The following is a 23274-nucleotide window of genomic DNA, read 5'->3' on the forward strand; positions in this document are numbered from 1 at the left end:
ATTTTAAAGCTCATCTACAATATTATGAAAAAATATTATGCCTTAACCATCCTGTTTTTAGGAATATCCTTTGCGTATGCACAATCGCCCGCATCGTTTGGCAAAAAAGTAAAATACATGCCTAAATCGTATGAAAGGCCAGCCGAAACCATAAATGTTAACGATAATACCAGTAGCAGCAGTTTACCCTGGATTGTTTTTTCCGACCGCGAAGATAATTACACCACTACTGCTCCAGGTGGAAGCCTGATCATGAAAAAAATAAGTTTTATGGAGCCTTTTTATGTTTCAAAAGAAGAAAACGGTTACCTGAAACTAATCAAATACAAGGCGGGAATGATCAGGGGAAGAAAAATAAACGATAAAAAAAGTGCCATCAGTTACGGTTGGATAGCAAAATCTAAACTGCTTTTATGGCAACGGGCATTCTCTAATCAAAAAACAGGTTATGCCGAAAAAGCCATTGGCATTATCAACGGCAAAAATGCACTAACCGAACCAAAATTCTATTTCGATACCACCGATTCGATCCTGGTTTACAATACTCCTGAACTTAAAGACAGGCGCACCAAAGTGCGGTTGCACGAAATTGCTTATATCTACAAAAAATCGGAAGACGGTAAAAAATACTTAATCGGATCTGATGATCAGCTGGTTGCAGATACCGCCTTAAAAAGCATTTACGGATGGGTTTCTGCCGAAGCAGTACACAGCTGGGGAGATCGGTTGTATATTACATCTGTTAAGCCTGGTAATTATGATAACGATGATTCTACTTCAACAGCCATTAAAAATGGAATAAACAACGGAACAGCTTTCGTGGTAGATCCTTTGTTACCAAGAGAAAACCTGATTTTAAGAAGTGTCCCTGTAGTTTCTGATGATGCCGGTGCTTATGCCGTGGGCATAGCTGCCGATGTTTACAATAAAAAGGACAACAAAATATTAACCATTAACGGTTCAGCATTATCATATCAGGATTATTTAAAGCTCCGTAAAAATAAAAGCAAGGTAAATGTGGTTTTTGTGGTTGATGGCGGAAGTCCGATGACCAAATATCTTGCGGGAATGACCAATACCATTGCGTCTTTCGAAAGCATAATGGGCGATTTTGGAAAAGGAACCAAAGTAAATTATGGCGGTGTGGTATATCGTGGCGAAACCGGATGCTCCTTGCAGGGAATTTTTGTTAGTCCGGTTCAGGATGATTATCGCCAGTTGATGACTTTCCTGTCAAACCAGGCTAAAAATACGCTGAGGTGTAATGGCGAAATTACGGAAGAACCTGTTTTTGCCGCACTAAAAGCCGGATTAAATTTGTTTAAAGCCAAAAAGAACGAAACCAATTTAATTATTTTGGTTGGCAGTACGGGCAATGTAGGGGGTACCAATAATTACCTCATTAATGAGCTGAGCGAGCAGGTGGCACTGGCCGATGCCCGGATTTTAGCACTACAGGTTTACAGCGATTTTAATCCGTCATTTAACGATTTTGTAATTCAATCGCGTAAATTGGTATCAGAATCAGCCATCCGCGCTGCTGAGTACAGAAAAAACACGATGGTTAAAGGCGAGGGATTAAAAAGCTTCCAGCCGTATAATACCAGCCTTCAGGATTCGATTTCTTACTATTTGGATTATCCTAAAAACAGTTTAATACAAGGTGGAGTGGTTTTTCCCACTAAAGGATCGGTAAACTCGAACCAGAGTATGACCATTGCTTTACGCCGTTTTGTTAAAGAAACCAATATGGATATTTATAACCAGATCAGTTCTTTAGACAGTGCATTCCGTTTAACAGGTATCACACGCAAAAACCTATCAGCTGATGTAGAAGGTTTATTACCTGCGCCGGTTGGAATAGAAGTAGCCGATCGGATGCCACATAACGCCTTTAAATATTACAATACGGCAAGCCTGTCGGCCGATGTGGTAAAAAACAATCGTTCTACCTTACAGTATGCCATTGTATTAAATAATATGGAATACAAGCAGATTGTAGATGTTTTTTCTATTATGTTAGGGCAAAACCTGCAGGCTGATCAGTCTTCTTTCAGAAGCAAGCTGGTTAAAAATTACGTTAAAATGCCTAAGCAACTGCTGGGCATGAAAATATCATCAGGCGATATTAAAGCGATGACTTTGGCCAACTATATTAAATTGGTAACAGGTTTGCCTTTAAATAACGAGTTCTTGTCAAAATATACGGTAAGCGATTTGAAGAACACGTCTAAAATGCCGCTCGATCAGTTCGAAAGTTATATCAAATTGTTAAGCCAATCGGTGCAACAAATTAAAAGGGCTACGCAGATTGAGCAACAATTTGTTTCAAACGGAAAAATATACTATTACATCACCGAAAATAATTTTAACCCGGCAGTTTTGCCTACAACCAACTAAGGGATATGGCAATTACAAATTTAAGTGAATCGGTAAAAACAGCCCTGCACATTGCACAGTCGTTAGCAAAAGAATACAGGAACGAAACATTTTCTGCGGCTCATTTGCTCAAAGGCTTAATGCATAAAGATGTGGGTTTACGGTCGTTTATCACTTCCATTGGGAAGGATGAAGAATACATTAGTGAGTGGGCTGAAGTCCGGATTGATGAACAGACCAAATCGGCAAGTTTTAGCGATACAGTTAGTGGTTCACCAGAAATTGCCGTTGTTTTTGAAGAGGCTGATAATGTACGCATTAAACTGGGCTTGGATTTAATTACACCTGTGTGTGTGTTAACTGCATTGGCTAAACCCGGAATCGGTTTTCAGCCCGATCAGTTAAAGTCTTTTCCGATAAAAGAACGTGAGATTTTAGACCTCTATGTAAAGGATGAAGAAATTTCAAGGGTAGTTTCGCCAGGTCAGACAACCACTGGTGCCGAAAGCAAAAGTACAGGCAATGCACTGCATAAATATTGTATAGACCGGTTACAACTGGTTCGTGATGGTAAAACTGATCCGATTATCGGCCGTGATAAAGAAACGAGGATGATGATGGAAATCCTTTGTCGCCGCACTAAACCAAACGTAATTCTTACTGGCGATGCCGGTGTAGGTAAAACCGCATTGGTTGATGGTTTTGCCATCGATATTGTCAATCAGAATGTACCCGAAAACCTTAAGCCGGTTCAGCTTTTTGAGTTGGATTTAGGTTCGTTAATCGCAGGTGCATCGTACAAAGGAGAAATAGAAGACCGGTTAAAAAACATCATCAAAGAAATAAAACAGTTTGAAAAAGCAGTGCTCTTTATTGATGAAATCCACACGCTATTGGATAGCAAAGGCCCGTTGGGTGCCGGAATTGGCAATTTACTAAAGCCAGAACTCGCCCGTGGCGAAATCACGGTAATTGGTGCAACCACTATTGACGAATATCGCAAAATTATTGAGCCAGAACAGGCTTTTAGCAGGCGCTTCGAAGTGCTTCAGGTAAATGAGCCAAATGAGGAAAGCACCATAAAAATGCTGCAAAAACTGGCGGTGAAGTATGAAGAGCACCATATTTTAACCATCGAACCCGATGCTTTGGGCGAATGTGTTCGTTTAGCCAAACGTTACATGAAAGACAGGAGGTTACCCGATTCTGCTTTTGATTTGCTGGATAGAACCATGGCGGCAATGAAAATGATGAACGATACCTCCGACGCCGTAATAAATAGCTTGGAAACCGATCTGGAAGCATTAGATGCCAATAAAGATCAATCAGAGGCAGAGCGCTTTGCCGATTATAAATGGCTTTTCTCTTTGCTCCAGAACAAATTAAGTCCGGTTTTATTAGGGCGGCTAACCGACGAAACACAAACAGATGCCTTCGAAACAGCCGATGAATATCAGGGTTACATTAACAGTAGCCTGCAGGAGCTAAAAAAATATGCTGCCGAAAAAAGCAACCGCATTACCAAACAGGATATTGCTTCGATTGTGGCTTATAAAACAGGTATCCCAATGGGAAAACTGCAGGCTGGTGAAAAAGAAAAATTGCTGAATATGGAGCAATACCTGAAAAAACGTGTGGTAGGGCAAGACCAGGCACTTAAAGCGGTTTCTGATGCGATATTGGAATCGCGCAGCGGACTGAACAAAAAAGGACAGCCCATAGGATCTTTCTTTTTATTGGGGCCTACCGGAACGGGTAAAACCGAACTGGCTAAATCAATAGCCGAATTTTTGTTCAACGACGAAAAGGCGATGATCAGGTTCGACATGTCGGAATTTAAAGAAGAACACAGTGCCGCATTGCTATATGGAGCGCCTCCGGGTTATGTTGGCTATGAAGAAGGTGGCTTATTGGTGAACAAAATCAGGCAGCAGCCCTATTCGGTATTGCTATTTGATGAGATTGAAAAAGCACACCCTTCAGTATTCGATACCTTTTTGCAGATTTTGGATGAAGGCCATATGCACGACCGCTTGGGCAAAGAAGGCGATTTTAGTAATTCCCTTATTCTTTTTACCTCAAATATTGGTAGTGAATGGATAGCAGAACAAATTAGCAAGGGTATTATTCCGGCATCAAATCAGTTGATGGAGGTAATGGCAGGGCATTTCCGTCCGGAGTTTTTAGCACGGATTTCAGAAATTGTTCCTTTTGCACCGATTAACGAAAGCAATGTGGTGCGCATTTTCGAAATACAGCTGAGCAGTTTGGTGCAATCGTTAAATAAAATGGGTATCGAATTTGAAATAGCAGATGATGCTAAAAAAATGATTGCTTTAGATGGTTTTACCCCTAAGTATGGAGCAAGGCAGCTATCGGCAGTAATCAGAAATCTTTTACGCAGGCCAATCTCGAAATACATCATTTCAGGCGAACTCAAAAAAGGATCGAAGATACAGGTGAGCAAACATCCTAAAGAAGATACATTGCAATGGAATATAATTCAGCCAGAAGCTGCAACATTGGAACAAAAATTGAGCTAAAACGTTAACTATTATATTATTAGAATAAATTAATCGTAAATCTAAATCTACATACTATGTTTAATTATGAAATTGGTGGTAATGAGCGGAAAATTGATACCTCAGAAGCTTTCGCAGAAATTGCCCACAACAAAACGCTTTTTGTACAAAAACTTACCGATAATGATCCCATTAAACCCGAAAAGGTAGAGGGATTAAAAACCGTAAAAGAGGTATTCGAACATTATAAACCAAATGTTAAAGTAGCTTTCGAAAAGCAAGATGGATCTACCGTGGGCGAAACCCTGAATTTTAACGACCTGGGCGATTTCGGCGTGAAAAATATTATCAATCAAAGTAACTACCTCACCAATGTTAATATCGAGCGAGAAATGTCTTTGAATGTAATTAAACAGTTAAAATCGAACAAAACCTTAAAAGCTACGCTTGATGATGAAGAAACTAAAGCGGCCTTCATAAGTGCTTTGAAGAACTTTGTTGATGAATTGGAGCAAAATAAATAATCTAAACGCTGAGAAAACATGTCAAATCCTCAAGAATTAAAAACAGACCAAAATACAGCTCAGGCAGGTTTTAAACCTGCTGAAGGCAAAACCATAGAAAAAACATCGCTTAAAGATAACTTAGAAAAACTGGCCAGGGTTGGTGGTTTCGATCTGTTAGAAGCAACTGTTGATGGACTTCAGAATTTAAATCCGGAAAGAAAAGCAAGAAAACAGATTTTCTTAACGGGTGATGAAAAGAAGAAGGAACGTGAAGAGTTGAAAAAGAAAATCCAGCTTTGGATAGATGTGCTTGAGTCTTCCACCTCGGTAGCCAATATGGTTGAAAAAAGCACCGAAAAACTCAATGCTGCAGAAGAAAACTTAAATAAAAATATTGGTACAGCGCTCGAAAGTACAAGAGAACTGGAGCAGGCATACCGATCGGTTCACTTATTCTATAAAAACACCGAGTCTGATAAACTGAAAAATGTGGTGCTGTTAAATGCATCAATGGATCAGGTGAAAGATCTCGATAATCCACGTTTTATCGAATACGTAGATGATGAATTAAAACAAAACTACGATCGTTTAGATCTCCGTAAAAATTATTCGTTAATGGTTGTTCCCGGTTATATGGGTTCTAACAAAGTGTTAGAAAGATGGGCTAAAATAGCGCATAACAATAAAGCGATGCTGGTAACAGATTTTGCCGATTTAGACCAGCCTGATGATGTACTCGATTTATTTACTGCAGCTAATTTTACAGGTGGCGATGCCTTTAGATCGAACGTAATTATGACCTGTAACTGGCTGGTAGGTCGTGGTAAGGTAGCAGAAGTAGGTGAGGAAGATGATCTTACCGTTCCTGGATCGGCCGCTCTTGCAGGTAAAATGTATTACACGTTAATGTCGCAGGTTACCGCAGGTAAAAAACATGGTGCAATAAACGAAGTTGACGGTGTAAAATTCGATTTAAAGAAAAGTGAAATCTCTCATTTAGAGCGCGTAGGTTTAGTGCCAATGGTTAACGAATACGGTAAAGTAATGGCTTTTTCGGCTAAAACCTTGTTCAATGGCGACAATATTGGTTTACAGACCTATTCAGTTGTTCGGGTATTCGATTATATCACCAAAGTATTGTTCGATTTCTTAAACAGAAGGGCATTCGAAAACTGGACTTCTAAAACAGAACAGGATTTGCGCAGCCAGATCGTTAAATTTTTAGATGGAATCCAGGGTGCAGATCGTTTAATCGAAAGGTTTAAGATCATGCGTTTTGAGAGAGACGAACTTCAAAAAGACAGAATCCACCTGGATATTCACATCACGCCGTATTTTCCGGCTAAAAGTTTTGTCGTAAAGCTTGATGGCCATAAAGGTGAAGATGAGAATACCACCTGGAATACAGAGTACAATCAGCAGTAGTTTTTTGAGCGCTGAAATAAAAACCCAACCTTAGCGTTGGGTTTTTTTATGGGTTATGCATAACACTTAACAAATTCTTTATAATTTTGTAATGCATCGGCCAGATCAGATTAATCAAAAAAAATGAAGCAAGTACTTATCCTGAATGGGGATATTGAAAAAAACGCATCTACAAATTTCCTGATTAACGCGTATAAGCAAGGTGCTGAAAGTGCTGGCGCAACGGTAAGAGAATTGGCCATCATCGACCTGATATTTAACTCGAACAAGCAGTTTAATAACAGGCAAATTGCCGAGTTAGAGCCCGATCTGCAAAAAGCTTTAACTGCAATTAGGCAAAGCAATCATGTGGTGCTTTTTTGCCCGGTGTATGTAGATCATATTCCGGCAAAGATTAAAGGTTTTTTCGATCGCTTATTTATGCCCGACCAGATTTTTACTACCCAGCAGCAAAACGTAAACAATAACTTTAGCGGCCGTTCGGCGCGGATTGTGTCTATTTTAGATGAGGCAACTTTTAAAGAATGGAAGGCAAATAAAAAAACAACTTATCTCTCGATTAAAAAAGTAGTTTTCGAAAAATGCAGAATGAGCCCTGTGCTCACCAATACCATTGGCGAATTACATTCTCTGGAAAATCATTACAGCCAAAAATGGGTAGCTAAAATGGAAAAATTTGGTGCGCAGCTCATTTAGTCATCAAACTAAGGTAAATTTTTGTCCTAAAACACTACAACTTGGGTGAAATAACTACAGTTATGTAAGTTATTCATGGGGATGCTGTATGTGTAACACTAAAATTATCTTAAAACTTATCCACACTTTTTCCACAATAATATTTGTTTAACTAAGCGTTTAGTATGATTTATTGATTTTGCCCTGGTTTTAAAAATAAGATTATTCGCTATAGATGAGCGATATAGGGAGTTGTTGGCCTGATCTTTGGTTAAAGACATTCGTGTAGCGGAGGCTACAATTAATCAAATTTTTAACCTTTAAATTTTAAAACTATGGCTTTCAAAGCTAGATTAAATTTTTCGGGCAAGGAGTACGATGTGCTTCATTGTGCCTATGCGTTAAACCGCGATGTAGATGCAAAGGGAAGACCTTCTTCCGGAGTTTACGGCGGTACCATCGACATTGAGATCGAATCAACCGAAGACACCTCAATTATCGAGGCGATGGTAAACAACCAGTACAAACCCATTACAGGAACACTTCTGATCAAGAAAACAGAGGAAGATGCCAAAATGAAAGAAGTTAACTTCGAGGATGGCTACATTGTTAAGTATTCCGAAGGAATCAACATTGTGGGCGATCACCCGATGACGCTTAAGTTCCAGATTTCTGCAAGAAAGCTTAAATTAGGAAACGCCGAGCACCTTAACGACTGGCCAAAAGCCTAGAGAAAGGTTGAAGGTAGAAAGGTAGAGGGTGTAAGGTTTAGGGCATGAGGTAAATAAATGCCAAACGCCATGCGCTCCACGCCAACCGCCAACCGCAATTCATTCATTTCAAAACATTTAAACTTACTACAATGGCATTCAAAACCCGTTTAAACTTAGGATCAAAAGAATTTGATGTACTACAGTGCAGCTTTTCATTAAATAGAGACGTCGACGCAAAAGGGCGTCCATCATCAGGTGTTTATGGTGGCACCATCCACATCGAAATCGAATCAACCGAAGATACTTCTGTGATCGAATCGATGGTAAACAACCAGTACAAGCCGCTTTCCGGAACCTTGGTGTTCAAAAAAGGCGAAGAAGACGCAAAAATGAAGGAACTATCTTTCGAAGATGGCTACATCATCCAGTATAACGAGGGTATTGCGGTAAATGACAATACACCTATGACATTAAGTTTTGTGGTATCGGCCCGTAAGCTAAAACTGGGCAACGCAGAACATGAAAACGATTGGCCTAAAGCTTAATCGTAATCAATTATAAAATAAACAAAAGCGACCGGTTTATGCTGGTCGCTTTGAGTTCATCTCTATTTTTATCATCCTAAAACACTAAATAACGCGTTTAGTCTTACAGTCATTAGCTTAAGGCTATCTCAATCAAATTAAAGCTCAACCATGTCTAACCAGTTCAAATATATTGTCGTAAAAAACGATTACCGCCCAGGTAAAGTATTTGGTTTGGTACAAGCACACAATTTTCATCTGAACATACCGCCTATAAAAATAAACTCATTTTTATGAGGTGGCCATGCAAAAAAAAACGCCGCATTAGGCTTAGCTAAGGGCAATTGTTGTGATCAAGATTAATCAATATGGAAAAGAAACTCATAGCAGAAATCAATATAGAGGATAAGGGAATTACTCATTTTGCTTCCTTTAGCCTTCAGCAGGCTTTTAACGAACATCATTATTTCGAGCTGCGTTTTAACCACGATCAAATGGGCGCACCGGGACTGATCAGTTTAGAGGATAGCCGGGATTTTGTAGGCAAAACCTTAACCGCATCTTTTGGTCATTCGCCAGAAGGCATGCAAAATTTTGTTGGACTGGTTTCGAAAGTAGAACTGTCTCAAAGCCATGGTTACCATGGGGTTTTAATTGTAAGTGGCTATAGCCCAACGATTTTGATTGACCGTGGGCCAGATCTTGGGTCTTATTTGGATAAAGATTTAAATGAGATCGTAAAACTGGCCACAAAAGATACTCCTGCCAATGATTTAAAGGTTGTGGCAAATGCAGCCAGAACCTCATCAATCGATTACATTATTCAATATAGAGAAAGCGATTTTGCTTTTTTGAACCGGCTTTCGGCCGAATACCACGAGTGGTTTTTCTATGATGGTAAGCAGCTTAATTTTGGAAAACCCAACACGCAAAAAGAAATAGCTTTATTTTACGGCAGAGACGTTCAGGAAATGCAATATGCAATGGAAATTGCACCGATTAAAAATAAACGCTTCTCTTATAATCCTAAACAGGATGAGATGCTGCAGAGTGAAAGTACAGGAAGTGTTGATGGTACACCCGATTTATCACATGCCGTTAAAGCCTCGAACCTTACTTTTAGTAAAACATTTAATCAGCCTTCAGCCATCCGGGTTGATAACAATAGCGATATTTCAAATCATGTAGAAAATCAGGAAAAAGCAAATGTAAGCGAGCTGTTAAAGGTAACTGCTAAAGGAGATAATGCGGGTTTAAGCATTGGTGGGATTGCCGAAATCACCATGAGTTTACGCAAAGAACTGGCTTTTACATCAGAAAGTTTAGGCAAATTCCTGATTACCAGTATAAAACATCATATCGATGAAAATGGCAAATACCATAACACCTTTGAGGGGAAAATATCGACCACAGAAAGGATACTGGTAAAAAACTTCGAAAAACCACAACCAGATATGCAGCTTGCCGATGTAATCGATAATAACGATCCAAAAGGCCAGGGCCGTATTAAAGTGAAGTTTAAATGGGAGTGCTTAACCAACGATGTTACAGAGTGGCTACGCGTAGTTACACCAAGTGCAGGTATAGGCGATAGAGGAAACAACCGTGGCTATTTTGCCATACCCGAAATTGATGATCAGGTGATGATCGCTTTTGAAGAAGGAAATATTGCCAGGCCGGTGGTAATGGGAAGTGTTTACCACAGTGCCAGTGTAGATAGCAGCCCTTTGATTAAAAACCATTTAAAGAGTATCATTACCAGAAGCGGCCACCTTGTTGAGTTTGATGACGATCCGAATACACAGGGCATCAAAATTACCGACATACACGAAAATATTATCCATATTGATACCAAGGGTAATAATATTACGATAACAGCACTAGAAAACATGACGTTAAACTGTAAAAATATGCAGATTAATGTGCAGGAGAATATGAATACCAAAGTAGGTAAAAATATTGCTGAAAGCGCAGGTGAAAATATTTCTATAGATGCCGGAAACAACATTAGTCAGATTGCTGGTCGTGATATGCAAATCGTAGCCACGGGAGATATTAAGGAAAGTTCTGATAAACGAATGGAATTTGCAGATCAGGAGATCCGCAGGCAATCTGATAACATGGAAACACTTGCGAATAATGGAATCAGCATTTTTAGTGAAAACGATAAAATGACTTTGCAGAGCAAACAGACTGTAGAGCATAATAGTGCAGAAAAATCGATCTCTTTCTAAAGAAATTATTTATGGCCATTACAAAAAGAGCAAAAAATATTTTCATTACTTCCACCGGCGATTATACTGTAAATACCGGAAGTTTAATAGAAATTGCCAATAAGGTAAATATCGAAGCTAAAAATGACGACTTATCGTTCATAAGCCATAAAACAATCCATATAAATGGTGAAGAGGGAATAAAATACAATAAATATGCGCCATCCGATCTGGTGATAGAAAAAAGTGAGTATAAATTAAAAAGTACTTATGCACACGATCAGCTTTGCATTTTAGCCGACGAAATGGGCGAGAAAATGTTTATGTACTGGGCGCTCTATCTTTTCGGCCACGACATTAAACCCGAGGCCTATAGTAAACTATACCGGGCATTAAGTGATAGAAGTTTTCAGGCTCCCGAGATAATTGTGGTAAAAGGTGCAGTTGGGGGGCATAAAGCAGCATATAGCAATAAACGAAAACAAATTCTGGTTTCGGAAAATGTTTTAAAAGAGGCTGTGGCGAGCAACGATGGCAAAACAGTACTTTTTGCCGCACTGGTAGAAGAGTATGGTCACCACATTGATAATTTATTGAGAACAGACTTTAGTCCTGAACCAATTGCTGATGATGATATTATCGACGAAGGGGCCAGGTTTGCTTATAACTTTTTCACCTTTAACATATTTGAAGAAAGTAGCATCACTTATGCCGAAGCAGAAACACCTGAGTTTAATGGAAAACTGGTTGTTGACTTTGCTAAGGAACATGAACAGCTTAAAGCTTTTGTAAACGAAGAGCAACAGTACGATGGTATCCCCTTGGCAGATGTAGAATATTTTGGCGCTGGTTTTCTAGATGCAGCACATGGTTATGGCCATGGCACTATAGAGATGGAAGCACTATTTTCTAAATCACCAAAGATCTTTGAGAAAGATCAGGTTTTACAGATCTATTATGGCAATTGGCTGCGTGATTACTCGCAGATGATTGTTGCTGCAACCATTAATTCATCTGGAGCAGCAAGCCAGGCGAGCAAGAAAGTTGTTCAGAATAATAACCTTAAAATGTCGCATCAAGGATGGGTAGAGTTATTGGAAATTTTTGCTGCAAAGGAATTTGTATATGATGTGGCTGTAGAAGAAGCGAAAAGAACCAAAAAGCCGGTAACCGAAAATTACCAGGCACACCTCAATACCTTTAGGAAAAAATTTAAACAACTTTCCAAAGATGTTTTAGGTGTTTATCGGCCAGAAGAACATATTGATAATGCGTTTAAACTTCCTGATGAGAGTAAAACGCTTGATATGGCCACCGGCAAAACTGTTGCATTTACATACCAAACACCAGAAGGGAGTATCGAGAAAAAATTGTTTTACGGCCAAAGTAGTTCCAGCCCAATCGATCCTGTACGCAACATGAAGATGTATATCCATGGAAAGGGTTATGCTTCAGAAAAATCGAACGCCATAAATCCTTCTGCTGTTACCTATATGAAACAGCAATTAATACTGGCTAGCCGGAAAGGGAAAAACAATGAAGGTTTTATGCATTTTGGTGCTGCACTACATGTTTTGGAGGATTATTTTTCACATTCTAATTTTTTGGAAGTTGCCCTGATTAAAAATGGTGCAAAAATGGTATATCCATGGGTAGAAAAAAAACAAGGAAGGCCAGCTAAAGAAATCCCGATTGTTACTGGTATTTTCTTACTAGATGATACGGTGGCCAGCGTGGCACCAAAAATGGCTGAGGCCATGTTTCCGATTAAGCCCAGGCCTTATGAAACAAGAAAAAAAGGAGAACGTACTTTTGCAGAAGGCTTTATGCTAACTATGCTTACCAATTTATCTAAATCTCAAAAAGGCGATCATACTCAAAATAATGCAACCTATAAAGGCATGGCCATAAGTACCATTTTAAAGAGCTTAAACCAATGGCTAAACTTCGTTGATTGGAAAGCCGACTTTATGGAGAAGAATAAAAATACGGTTTGGGGCAAAGGCATGACTATTATTGATAAGCAAATGAACAGTATGGGGAATAGCCTTGCCTTTGTAATGAATATCTCTTTTAATATTTTTTTAGATATTACTGATGATGGAATTAAGATTATCCAGTCGCTGCCTCAAGGTTATGGCGATAACCCTACGCATACGCAGATTGCCAAAGATGATCCACATCATCCATTACACAAATTAGCCGCAGAGTTGGCCATTATGGCGGTAAGAGATGTAGGAACAAGATATAAAAGTGGTACCAGCGGAGAAACGTTGGCCAACTATGTAGCGGATACTTATTTTGTACATCCGGCTATGGTGCAAAACGAATGGATCACAAAAGTAGATGGTATGTTAAGGGCTTGGATCATTAAAAATGCACCAGTTATTAAACACCTTCAATTTCCTACTGTTTATCATGAGCATGCTCCAGGGGTAATTAGAGATGTCAAAAAGTTTGGAGCAGATGTTGAACAAACTTATCAGAATGCCAAAAGAGAGTTCGAAGCATTTAAAAAAAATCCTGGTGGTTATACACGCAAACAAGCAGTAGAAGTGAAAAAAACCATTGTGAGGGGAGTAACTGAAATGAACGATCAAATGGTCGATAAGATCAACAAAAATCCTACTTTGAAGAGAAGTAACGATTGGTTGTTAGAACAACGAAAAAAAATGGAAAACACCATCGAAAAAATAAAACATATGACCCTTGACTGAAATGAATAAATAATATCTATTGATCAAAGAGTGTATGAAAATTGTGAAGCTAGCACGGGTTAGGCTGAGCTTCATTAACTAAATAATTTACATGATGAAAAAACAACCAATCATAACCCTATTGTTATGTACCATCCTATTTACCAGTTGTCAGCAAATGCAAAAAAAAGAAGTAACGCCTGTAGATTTAAAAGATGCCCTGATTACCATTGATGATTGCGGAATACTGTATAAGGGGAAAAGATTACCTTTTGGTAAAACTTTCAAAGAGTGGGAGAAAGTATTGGGGCAAAAAAGTAGTCGGGAAAAAATTGGAGTTTTTGATGAGCTTGGGCTAGGGCTGAGTGTGCTAGATGAAGTTTCTTATTTCTATATCTTTTTTACCAACCTCGATTCTCCAGATGGAAAAGCTGGCAAACTCAATTTTGCCAGAGATTGGAGGCCATGGAGTGAGGAGGAAAAGGATCTACGAAAAAAAAGTGACGATCCGACAATAACGACTGTTTTAACCGAAGATGAAATAAAAAAGATAAAAGAGGATCAGGATCCCAAGAATTTCTTTTATCCATTTAAAACTTATCAGGGAGTGGTAAACGTACAGGGCGCTCCGGTAAAGGGCGATATGGATTTACAGACTATAAATGCATACCGCGAACAAACCAAAAAGCTCGATAATTTTACTTTTTGGGATCGGAATGTGAATGCCAAGGACGAAACTTTGACTACCAAAGGAGACAACGGAGAGTATTTTCAGATTACTGATAAAGAATGCGACGGTAAATTATATCACATTGTTCTCTATTTTACTGATTACAAGTTGGAATATATAGAGGTTTCCAATTTATCAAAAAGTGAAATGGAAACCTATTATGAGTTAAGGAAGTAACAGGGTATATAGCTGGAGTAAAAATAGAATACATGAGGTAATGCGTGTTTTATGAAAAACAAAATCACTTTTACTATTTTTTTATTAACGGTATGCTTATTTGCCTACGCACAGGGAGAAGATGACAGATTGTACCCATTTAGATCGCCTGTTACTGGCAAAGTTGGCTACATGAATAGTGAACATAAAATTATTGTTCCCGCAATATATTCGGCTGCAATTAAATGTAATTTTTTACCATTGGGCATAGTATCTATAGGTGAACCCAATACCGAAGAAGAAAGAGTTGGTTTAGTGAACTTAAAGGGCGAATTCATATTGGATGTTAAGCTTGGTTACGAATTTATTGGTGTAGGCAATTATGAGGACGGACTCCTTATGGTCGCTAAAAACAATAAATACGGGTATGTTGATTTACAAAATAAAGTTAAAATCCCTTTGGTATATGAAGATTTGGAGATGTTTATAGATGGAATTGCTGCCGCTAAAAAGAACGGAAAATACGGATTCATAGATTTAAAAGAAAATGTGGTAATCGATTTTAAATTCGATCATGTAAATTCTTTTTCAGGCGTCCAAAAGGATGGTCAGGAATATGCAGCGGTAGAGGTGAATAAAAAATGGGGGTTTATTAATAAAAAAGGCCAATTCATTATTCCACCAACTTACGATTATGCAAGAAATTTTAATAATGGTACCGTAGAAGTAAGAAATAAAGGCAAAGTTGGAAAAATCGATATAGCTGGAAAAATTATTATCCCTCTTAGTTATGATTATTTAGACGAAGAGGAAGTATCTGGCGAAACCATTATTAAGGCGCGCATTGATGCACAACCGCAATATGAGTTTTTGTATCATACTGATGGAAGATTTATAAAAAAGAGAAAAATGTACTAACTCAAGTTCGTCAAACAAGTTTTTATGATTGATCAAGCAGGAATCCATGAACAAAAGACCCAATTAATCGGGTGCCCAAACCTGGTTTTATTAAAACTTAGGCCACCGCATTTCAGCCGATCGTATGGGGTTTTGATTTCGTTTACAACTGCTGGCCTGGTGACCACCATGAAATATGAAATGATGGTAACTTATGTGAAAACATTGGTAGATGAGCAGGTAAGGATTTTCAGTTTAGAACGATTAAGCCCTGTTTATATTAACGATTTAGCACCTGAAAGCACATCTGATCAACTGGCTTACGAAACGGGAAAAGTTTTTTATCCCTTACTGGTTCAGGTCGGATTTGATGGGACATTTATCGGGATTTTTAATCATGATGAAATAAAAAAAAGGTGGGTTGAAACCAAAGAAAAAGTGATGGAGTATTTCACCGGCGAAGAAACTGAAAAATATTTAGCTCAAACAGAGCTGATGATCAATGATGACTTTGCACTTGATATCTGTTTCAGGAACGACTGGTTTATTAACACTTTTTTTGCGCCGATTTATAAATCCTATGGCGAGGGGCGTGAGGTAAAAAATGTCAGACGTTTTTCACTTTCACCAAATACCACCCCAGAGCACTTTGATGTTATCGAAAATATAGATCCTTTTCTGAATCATTACAATGCGATAGAAATACACCATAAGGGAAAGATAGACCGAACAGAGCTAAATCTTTTTAGCGATGGTGAAGATGGAGAAGGTATTCCTGTTGAAGCTATTTATGAAGCCGATATTGTACTTCAGAAAGAAACAAAGTCAATCGATGCAATTGTTGCCAATTGGAGCTGGAGCGATGGTCAACAAAAATCGATAACATTACGTGTTTTCAATATGTTCGACGAGCCAATTGATGCTGATGGGATTAATGATAACCTAGGTAACAATCTCATGTTTTTGGATAAAACCGAAAGCCGTAATGGAAGTGGTTTTGGATACTTTTTCAAATCTATTTTTAAAAAAACGAATACAACGAGCTAAGCATATGGAAAAACATTTGGTCGTTCACGGAGCAACATGTCTGTGCAATTTTGGCACCGCTCCAGATAACCTGGTTGTGTTAACGCACAAAAAAGAATATGCCAATGATAAAGATGGCGCCAAAAAGTTAATTGCAAGCACCAAAGATATTGGTTCTACATTACAAAAGAATTGTTTTGGTTCTTGCTCAAAGAAGAATAATAGTCCCTGTACCGCAGTAATTACCGAATGGAGTGCTTTTTATGATAAAGTCACATTAACGCACGGTGGCAATCTGTTATTAGAAGATAGTAAAGCAACCTGCCCGGTTGGCGGAAAAGATTGCATAAAAGTGCTAAAACATGGTCAACAGGCGGATGTTAGTGCTCAAAATATGAAAAAGGCAGATCCAAATGTTCAGCAGGTATTAAACCCCGCAGGTGTTAGTAATCAATCATCTGCTGGTGAAGGAATTGTAGTAACTATAACCAACTAATATGGCTAGAGGAATTAAAAGAATTAGTTGTATACGTGGCCTTTATTATCCTAAATCGAGCAGGCCCAATAGTTTGTATGTAGTAAAACCAGATCAGGGGGTAGTTTTTGCTGTTTCAGAATGGTATCCTGATACGACAGCTGCAGATAAAAGGAAAGATATTACTTGGATTATCCAGACTGCCGATAGGAAAACAATATTGAATCAGATTCTTGCCGCGCCCAATCAAAATTTAAACTTTGTTATTCCCAAAAAGTTATGTGGAAATCTTACCTATTATATCGAAGCAAGTTTAACGGGTAACAGAGATAAAGCAGAAACGGGATTACAAGTGCGGGGTTTATGCACACCGCTGATTGTGTCTTCTAAATGGAGTACGCAGGCTGGTGGCGGAAACATCAAAAACCAGGCAGGCATTATCAAGTACGGGCATGTTGTTCATTTAAATTTACAAACAGAAGGCTTAAGTCATAAAAAATTAATCATCGATGTTTACAATAGGATCGGCTTAAAAAGAAAGGATTATGTTGTAGGCACCTATACTAATGTAGATTGTATAGATGGCGAAGTTAATTTAGAAATTAGGAATACTTTCAGTTGGATGGCCCTCGTTAAAAACATTAAAACAGACGAAGATTTTTATGTAATGGTGAAGGACGCGGCAACCAATCAATACATAAAAGATAGTTTGGGACAAGAATTGCATGCCGTATATCTGAAAGTCAGAAATGAGCCAGTTACCACAGTAATTGATGGGGCCAGAAACAATAAGGTGGCCAAGGTTGGCCAGGCACAACCTAATCCCATCAAATACGAGCAATGTAAATTTAATAAAATTGATGTTAGCGAAGTAGAGATTAAGGATGGTAAAGCTAAATCAGACATTACCAACGTATTTAAGGAAGGTGCAGCCAATTCAAAGGGTAGTGGGGCAATAAGCTACAATACGGTAGCACCAGATCGTACAGTAGGTAAAGATGTCATTGTAGATATAGGGGGATTTAATACGCAGAAATGCGGATCGAAAAAGCACCTTGGAAAAAATGTAATCTTTAGGAACGTTGGTCAGGAACTTGGAAAAGATGATAAATCAATAGTAATTAAAGGACAAAGCACGGTTAAAGAAAAAGTATATTCAGATTTATCTAAATTTAATCTTCTTCCGCTACAATACATCTGGCCAAGTAAAACCACACCCAATCAGTTTTGGTATTACATTAATAGTTGCCGCTATTATGACGAACCAACCAGACCTACAGTTATAGTGAATGTTTATCCAGATATTAAATGGACACTAGAATTTAAATGGAACCACAAAATTGCCTTTGCATATACAGCTGGCAATCAACTCCATCCATATGATATCAATACCGGTGCACGAACTGTACTACTTTCCGAAATGGATCGTACATTTTCAAGAGAAGATGGAGAAATGGCCCAGTCTTTTGAGATGTCGCTGGAGGCCAAATGGAATACTGACAAGCAAAAGCTCGAAGTTGGTAAGGAGTGGGGGGAGAAAATAGCAAAAACGTTAAAAATCTTCAACAAAATGAAGGCCGCTACTGATGTGATTGCAAGATCTCCAGTTAATGGTGGTAAACTGAGCTTTGAAATTAAAGCGCCTGTAATTGCAGCTTCATTGAGTTGGTATGCTGAAAAGCTAGAAGGCAAACCAGATTTAGGCACCAATATAACATTAGGTGTCGAATCAAAACCATTGGTTGAGGCCGAAGGGAAAATAAACCTTTGGAAGATTTTTAGAGAATATGGTCCTAATGCAATATGTCCGGGAGCGGGTACTATTATTAATTTTGTGATAGAACATCTTGAAGGCAATGTTGGCATCAGTTTTATCGTAATATTTACAGGTAGCATAAATGTTAAGGGACAAATACAAGGTAATACCGCAGCTCCAAAGGATACCAAAGGTGAATTAGAAATTATAGGAAAAATACAGGTAACTATCGAATTTAAGGCCTGGGCTAAGGGCGATCTTGGTATGGCAGGCTTTGAAGGTTACCTTACCGCAGATGTAAGCACATTTATTTCTGGCGGGTTAAAAGGAGAAATTAGCAAAGATGGGGTTTTAGGCTACCCCGTTTTAGAATTTGGTGGGATTATTGCAAAATACGTAGCGGTAGGTACAGTGAAATTTGGCATTTTTAAAAGAACCTATTCTAAAGAAGGTAAATATGTAATTGTTGAACCAAATAAGTCTGATTTTAAAAAAAGGTACCTTTTAGGGCCTTATGCCGATAAATAAATTAAATAACATGAAGCGAACAATAATTTCTCTATGTATGTCTTTGATCATTCTCGAAGGATGTAATTCACAAACACTCGATTTGGATAAGATAGACTTTAATGATAACCCTCACCTGGAAAAATTAAAAATATCGAAGGTAGAAAACCAAAAGGGACATTGGGTTTTAAACCAATCAGGCAGTGATGTTGGTTTATCCCTTTCGGGTGTAGAAAGTAGTGTGCAATATACGCTGAGGACCCCAGAGGAGCTTGCCAGGGTAACTTTTAACAATTTACCATTAGATAACATTGGTGCTAAATTGGTAGCGTATAAAGGTAAATTGGCTTTTGCCAGACTTTCTGTAGATAAAAGCAAAACATTCGACTTATTTAACCACCTTAAACAAATGCTGGGGAAACCAGATCAAACATTTGATAATCTGGCCTATGATAAAAACAATGCTGAGGTTAAGCTACTTGAAACAGGTTTAAAAGGAGATGTTAAAATAGTTAAAGATGAGTATGATGATGAAATGATTGCCTATCCCTATCAAAATGTATGGGTTAAGGGCAACCTGATTTATCAATATACGCTGGTAAGGGCAAAAGATTCTTTTTCGAACACCTTGGTTATTATTTCTAAAGAAGCGTTAAATGATAAAATAATATTTGGATATCATAACCCTGAACATGATCCAATTTTAAGTAAATACGCAAAATAAACAAGATAATGAGATTTGTTGAGCCTTACTATTTGGTAGATTTTGATATGTCAATCTGCAATTTTGAGATATTGATTAATGATATGCCCGCTTTCAGAAATACTGATGGGGGATCATTAAATTCACATGTGCCGATTAACCAGTTAATATTGGCTTCTGGTATTCAAAAAATAGCCTTTCGCATTCTGCCATTAAAAGGAGAAACAGTTTTAAGGAAAGACAGTTTCCTTAAAATTAAAATAAATTTATTTGATGCCAACAGCGGCAACTATGATAATCTTGTTGAGGTATTTAAATATGAAACCCCATCCTTTAAAGAAATACAAAGCATTGCCATTGAGGAGTATGGTAACTTTAAAGCCGAGGTGCCTTACCGTTTAGATGGATGGAGCAATTCGCAAACCGTAAAGGAAATAGAAGAAATTGAAGTCAGGGCTACGGCTTTCCTTAAAAAAGTTCATCAGCAGATGATTACCGATCCTGATGCTGTATTTAATATGTTTGAAAAAAAGTTTTTAGAAGTGGATAAATCCCTTTATTTAAATGATGACAATAAAAAGGGTTGGCAAAATTTACTTACGCAGCTAAATAAGGAAAATTTTACCTTGCAACCATTTCCATCCAATACATATGTAAGGTTATATGGAAACAAGAACGTTTTCGAAGTAGTACGTGCAGATGGTTCGGCAATTATTAGCTATAAAAATGAAGCAAACGATGAGTTTGAATTGCCAATTTATATCTGTCATCAAGCTGGTAAAATCGATTTTGAAATAATTAGATAAATAGAGCGGTTATTGAAATATGCTAGTGTTGTTAAATATCGCAAAACAAAAGCAACTAAATCAAAACACTCAGACATATAATAAATGGTGAAAATTACATTTCGCCATTTGTCTTAAATTTCGTTTCAAAAAGTAACATCTTGCCCAAAAAAGCTACAGTATTTTAAGTTATGTGGTGTAGTGGGAATGAGACGTGCTATTATTTCAAAAAAAATACAATTTTTTTCTTGTCAAAATCTGCGTTCTGATAGTCATGGGACGATATTTTAGAATTGATGGTGTGTGTTAGTCGTTATATATGAGTTACATACGCAATAATTGGCTTAATATTTGGTTTATAATTAATGTAGCGGAGGCTACGATAAATCAAATTTTTAACCTTTAAATTTTAAAACTATGGCTTTCAAAGCTAGATTAAATTTTTCGGGCAAGGAGTACGATGTGCTTCATTGTGCCTATGCGTTAAACCGCGATGTAGATGCAAAGGGAAGACCTTCTTCCGGAGTTTACGGCGGTACCATCGACATTGAGATCGAATCAACCGAAGACACCTCAATCATCGAGGCGATGGTAAACAACCAGTACAAACCCATTACAGGAACACTTCTGATCAAGAAAACAGAGGAAGATGCCAAAATGAAAGAAGTTAACTTCGAGGATGGCTACATTGTTAAGTATTCCGAAGGAATCAACATTGTGGGCGATCACCCGATGACGCTTAAGTTTCAGATTTCTGCAAGAAAGCTTAAATTAGGAAACGCCGAGCACCTTAACGACTGGCCAAAAGCTTAGAGAAAGGTTGAAGGTAGAAAGGTAGAGGGTGTAAGGTGTATATCTCACCTATGCTATTCGCCAACCGCCATGCGCTAAGCTCCAGGCTCGCAAGAATTCATTCATTTCAAAACATTTAAACTTACTACAATGGCATTCAAAACCCGTTTAAACTTAGGATCAAAAGAATTTGATGTACTACAGTGCAGCTTTTCATTAAATAGAGATGTCGACGCAAAAGGGCGTCCATCATCAGGTGTTTATGGTGGCACCATCCACATCGAAATCGAATCAACTGAAGATACTTCTGTGATCGAATCGATGGTAAACAACCAATACAAGCCGCTTTCCGGAACCTTGGTGTTCAAAAAAGGCGAAGAAGACGCAAAAATGAAGGAACTGTCTTTCGAAGATGGCTACATCATCCAGTATAACGAGGGTATTGCGGTAAACGACAATACACCTATGACATTAAGTTTTGTGGTATCGGCCCGTAAGCTAAAACTGGGCAACGCAGAACATGAAAACGATTGGCCTAAGGCTTAAAATTTCAGTAGCCCAGGCCACAGATTTCTATTTGTGGCCTGGGCTTATGTTCTTTCCTTTAATCAAATGGAATAGAATCGCAATAAACATTAAATACCCTCCTCATGGCAGATGTATTTGCTTTTAAAATCAATAAAATTATATGGAGGCTAACAAAAAGATATGTGTATATCTTAATATGGGCTCTTTTAGGCATAGGTTTCGCCGCATGCCAGCAAAATAATAAGAAGCAGAGTGTTTTATCTACTACCGTTAATAAAGATACTTTGGCTTTAGTCAACACAAATAAGCACCTGGAAGGCGAAAAAAATCAAGATCCGCCAAAAGAAATGGTGCATGAGCTTAAAAAGGAAGCAGGGTACATCGTGCTGGTAAATATTACCAGGGTTGACTCTGTTTACAATGCTGAAAAAGTTTTTAGTGCGAAAATATTGAAATCGTTTAAGGGGAAGCTAAAACCTATGGATAGCCTAAAGTATATGGTAATGAGTGACTTAAAATATATTAAATACCCAAATGATACGCTGATTGTTTTTCTCCAGAAGGCTAAATCAACGCTTTCATTTTCTGGAAGCAAGAATGTGTTTTTCTATGCACTCGAAAATGCATCATTTACAAGTACTAAATATCTTGATTCACTTCTAACCAAAAAATAGCATGCCACTTTCATTGCCAAGTTTTACCGATTTAAGGATAAATTACCCCGCAACAAGTAGCGAACTGGTAAAGGCAACAATTGGTGGTGCTGTTAATGCAGCCTACATTACCAATACCTGCGTGGTGAGGATGAGCAGGGCGTTTAATTATCTGGGTATTAATAACAAGGTTTTTAGCCTAAGCCTACCTAGCTGGAAATATACCACAAAACAGGATTTCCTAGCCCAGGAAAAGGTGAAAATCCATGCCATACCCAGTCGATATCCGTATACTAAAAAGTTCGAAACTATTGCTGGAGCTGATCAAAAGCGCTATTGTTTTCGTGTGAGTGAATTTTTCGACTACCTCAACCATAAATATAAAAAACCTGATATTAAAGTGGAAAAAGGAGTTAGAGAGAAATGGATAGCACATCATGATTTAAGGGCGTTTCAAAATAAAATAGACGGCGTATCGGGGATCATCTGCTTTAAAACCCAGTTTAGTGATGCAACTGGCCATTTTACCTTGTGGGATGGCTATAAATGTTTATATCAGGATTATTTCTTAGACCCAAGAACCAGCGGAATTTATTTGTGGATTTGCTAAAAG

General features: G+C 38.1%; 20 protein-coding genes. All 20 read left to right on the plus strand.

Annotated features, from left to right (window positions below; genetic code table 11):
• Positions 1-24 precede the first annotated feature (24 nt).
• The 20 genes from tssR to AC04QZ_RS11370 all read left to right on the plus strand — a co-directional run bounded on the left by tssR (position 25) and on the right by AC04QZ_RS11370 (position 23271).
• A complete protein-coding gene (gene tssR, locus AC04QZ_RS11275) occupies positions 25-2400 on the plus strand; it encodes a type VI secretion system protein TssR domain-containing protein (RefSeq protein ID WP_478357839.1) in 2376 nt (791 codons plus the stop codon).
• Between the two features lie 5 nt (positions 2401-2405).
• Positions 2406-4922, plus strand: a complete 2517-nt coding sequence (locus AC04QZ_RS11280; RefSeq protein ID WP_478357840.1) for an ATP-dependent Clp protease ATP-binding subunit — start codon at positions 2406-2408, stop codon at positions 4920-4922.
• Positions 4923-4978: 56 nt separating this feature from the next.
• The gene (locus tag AC04QZ_RS11285) at positions 4979-5425 is read left to right on the plus strand and encodes a hypothetical protein (RefSeq protein ID WP_086548629.1); all 447 of its coding nucleotides are present in this window, start codon (positions 4979-4981) and stop codon (positions 5423-5425) included.
• 18 nt (positions 5426-5443) lie between these two features.
• The gene (locus tag AC04QZ_RS11290) at positions 5444-6832 is read left to right on the plus strand and encodes a DUF5458 family protein (protein ID WP_086548630.1); all 1389 of its coding nucleotides are present in this window, start codon (positions 5444-5446) and stop codon (positions 6830-6832) included.
• Between the two features lie 123 nt (positions 6833-6955).
• Complete coding sequence (locus AC04QZ_RS11295) at positions 6956-7528, plus strand: NAD(P)H-dependent oxidoreductase (RefSeq protein ID WP_478357841.1); 573 nt, start codon at positions 6956-6958, stop codon at positions 7526-7528.
• A 314-nt stretch (positions 7529-7842) separates the two neighbouring features.
• Positions 7843-8238 (plus strand): type VI secretion system tube protein TssD, encoded by a 396-nt coding sequence (gene tssD / locus AC04QZ_RS11300; protein ID WP_025141859.1) that lies wholly within the window; start codon positions 7843-7845, stop codon positions 8236-8238.
• Between the two features lie 131 nt (positions 8239-8369).
• Entirely contained in the window at positions 8370-8765 is a 396-nt protein-coding gene (tssD, locus tag AC04QZ_RS11305) for a type VI secretion system tube protein TssD (protein ID WP_025141860.1), read from the plus strand.
• Positions 8766-9112: 347 nt separating this feature from the next.
• Positions 9113-10978 (plus strand): type VI secretion system Vgr family protein, encoded by a 1866-nt coding sequence (locus tag AC04QZ_RS11310; protein ID WP_478357842.1) that lies wholly within the window; start codon positions 9113-9115, stop codon positions 10976-10978.
• Between the two features lie 11 nt (positions 10979-10989).
• Complete coding sequence (locus AC04QZ_RS11315) at positions 10990-13674, plus strand: HET-C-related protein (protein WP_478357843.1); 2685 nt, start codon at positions 10990-10992, stop codon at positions 13672-13674.
• A gap of 157 nt (positions 13675-13831) precedes the next feature.
• Complete coding sequence (locus tag AC04QZ_RS11320; RefSeq protein WP_478357844.1) at positions 13832-14560, plus strand: DUF7738 domain-containing protein; 729 nt, start codon at positions 13832-13834, stop codon at positions 14558-14560.
• A 51-nt stretch (positions 14561-14611) separates the two neighbouring features.
• Entirely contained in the window at positions 14612-15457 is an 846-nt protein-coding gene (locus AC04QZ_RS11325) for a WG repeat-containing protein (protein WP_478357845.1), read from the plus strand.
• Positions 15458-15481: 24 nt separating this feature from the next.
• The gene (locus tag AC04QZ_RS11330) at positions 15482-16483 is read left to right on the plus strand and encodes a hypothetical protein (protein ID WP_478357846.1); all 1002 of its coding nucleotides are present in this window, start codon (positions 15482-15484) and stop codon (positions 16481-16483) included.
• 4 nt (positions 16484-16487) lie between these two features.
• On the plus strand, positions 16488-16958 hold the full coding sequence (locus AC04QZ_RS11335) for a DUF4280 domain-containing protein (protein WP_478357847.1): 471 nt from the start codon (positions 16488-16490) through the stop codon (positions 16956-16958).
• A gap of 1 nt (position 16959) precedes the next feature.
• A complete protein-coding gene (locus AC04QZ_RS11340; RefSeq protein WP_478357848.1) occupies positions 16960-19221 on the plus strand; it encodes a hypothetical protein in 2262 nt (753 codons plus the stop codon).
• 37 nt (positions 19222-19258) lie between these two features.
• A complete protein-coding gene (locus AC04QZ_RS11345; protein WP_478357849.1) occupies positions 19259-19924 on the plus strand; it encodes a hypothetical protein in 666 nt (221 codons plus the stop codon).
• An 8-nt stretch (positions 19925-19932) separates the two neighbouring features.
• Positions 19933-20709, plus strand: a complete 777-nt coding sequence (locus tag AC04QZ_RS11350; RefSeq protein WP_478357850.1) for a hypothetical protein — start codon at positions 19933-19935, stop codon at positions 20707-20709.
• 396 nt (positions 20710-21105) lie between these two features.
• Positions 21106-21501, plus strand: a complete 396-nt coding sequence (tssD, locus tag AC04QZ_RS11355; protein ID WP_025141859.1) for a type VI secretion system tube protein TssD — start codon at positions 21106-21108, stop codon at positions 21499-21501.
• 129 nt (positions 21502-21630) lie between these two features.
• Positions 21631-22026 (plus strand): type VI secretion system tube protein TssD, encoded by a 396-nt coding sequence (gene tssD, locus AC04QZ_RS11360; RefSeq protein ID WP_025141860.1) that lies wholly within the window; start codon positions 21631-21633, stop codon positions 22024-22026.
• A gap of 104 nt (positions 22027-22130) precedes the next feature.
• Complete coding sequence (locus AC04QZ_RS11365; RefSeq protein ID WP_478357851.1) at positions 22131-22682, plus strand: hypothetical protein; 552 nt, start codon at positions 22131-22133, stop codon at positions 22680-22682.
• Between the two features lies 1 nt (position 22683).
• Positions 22684-23271, plus strand: coding sequence for a T6SS effector amidase Tae4 family protein (locus tag AC04QZ_RS11370; protein WP_086548643.1), 588 nt, complete (start codon positions 22684-22686; stop codon positions 23269-23271).
• Positions 23272-23274: the final 3 nt, after the last annotated feature.

The sequence above is a fragment of the Pedobacter folensis genome (assembly GCF_056490665.1).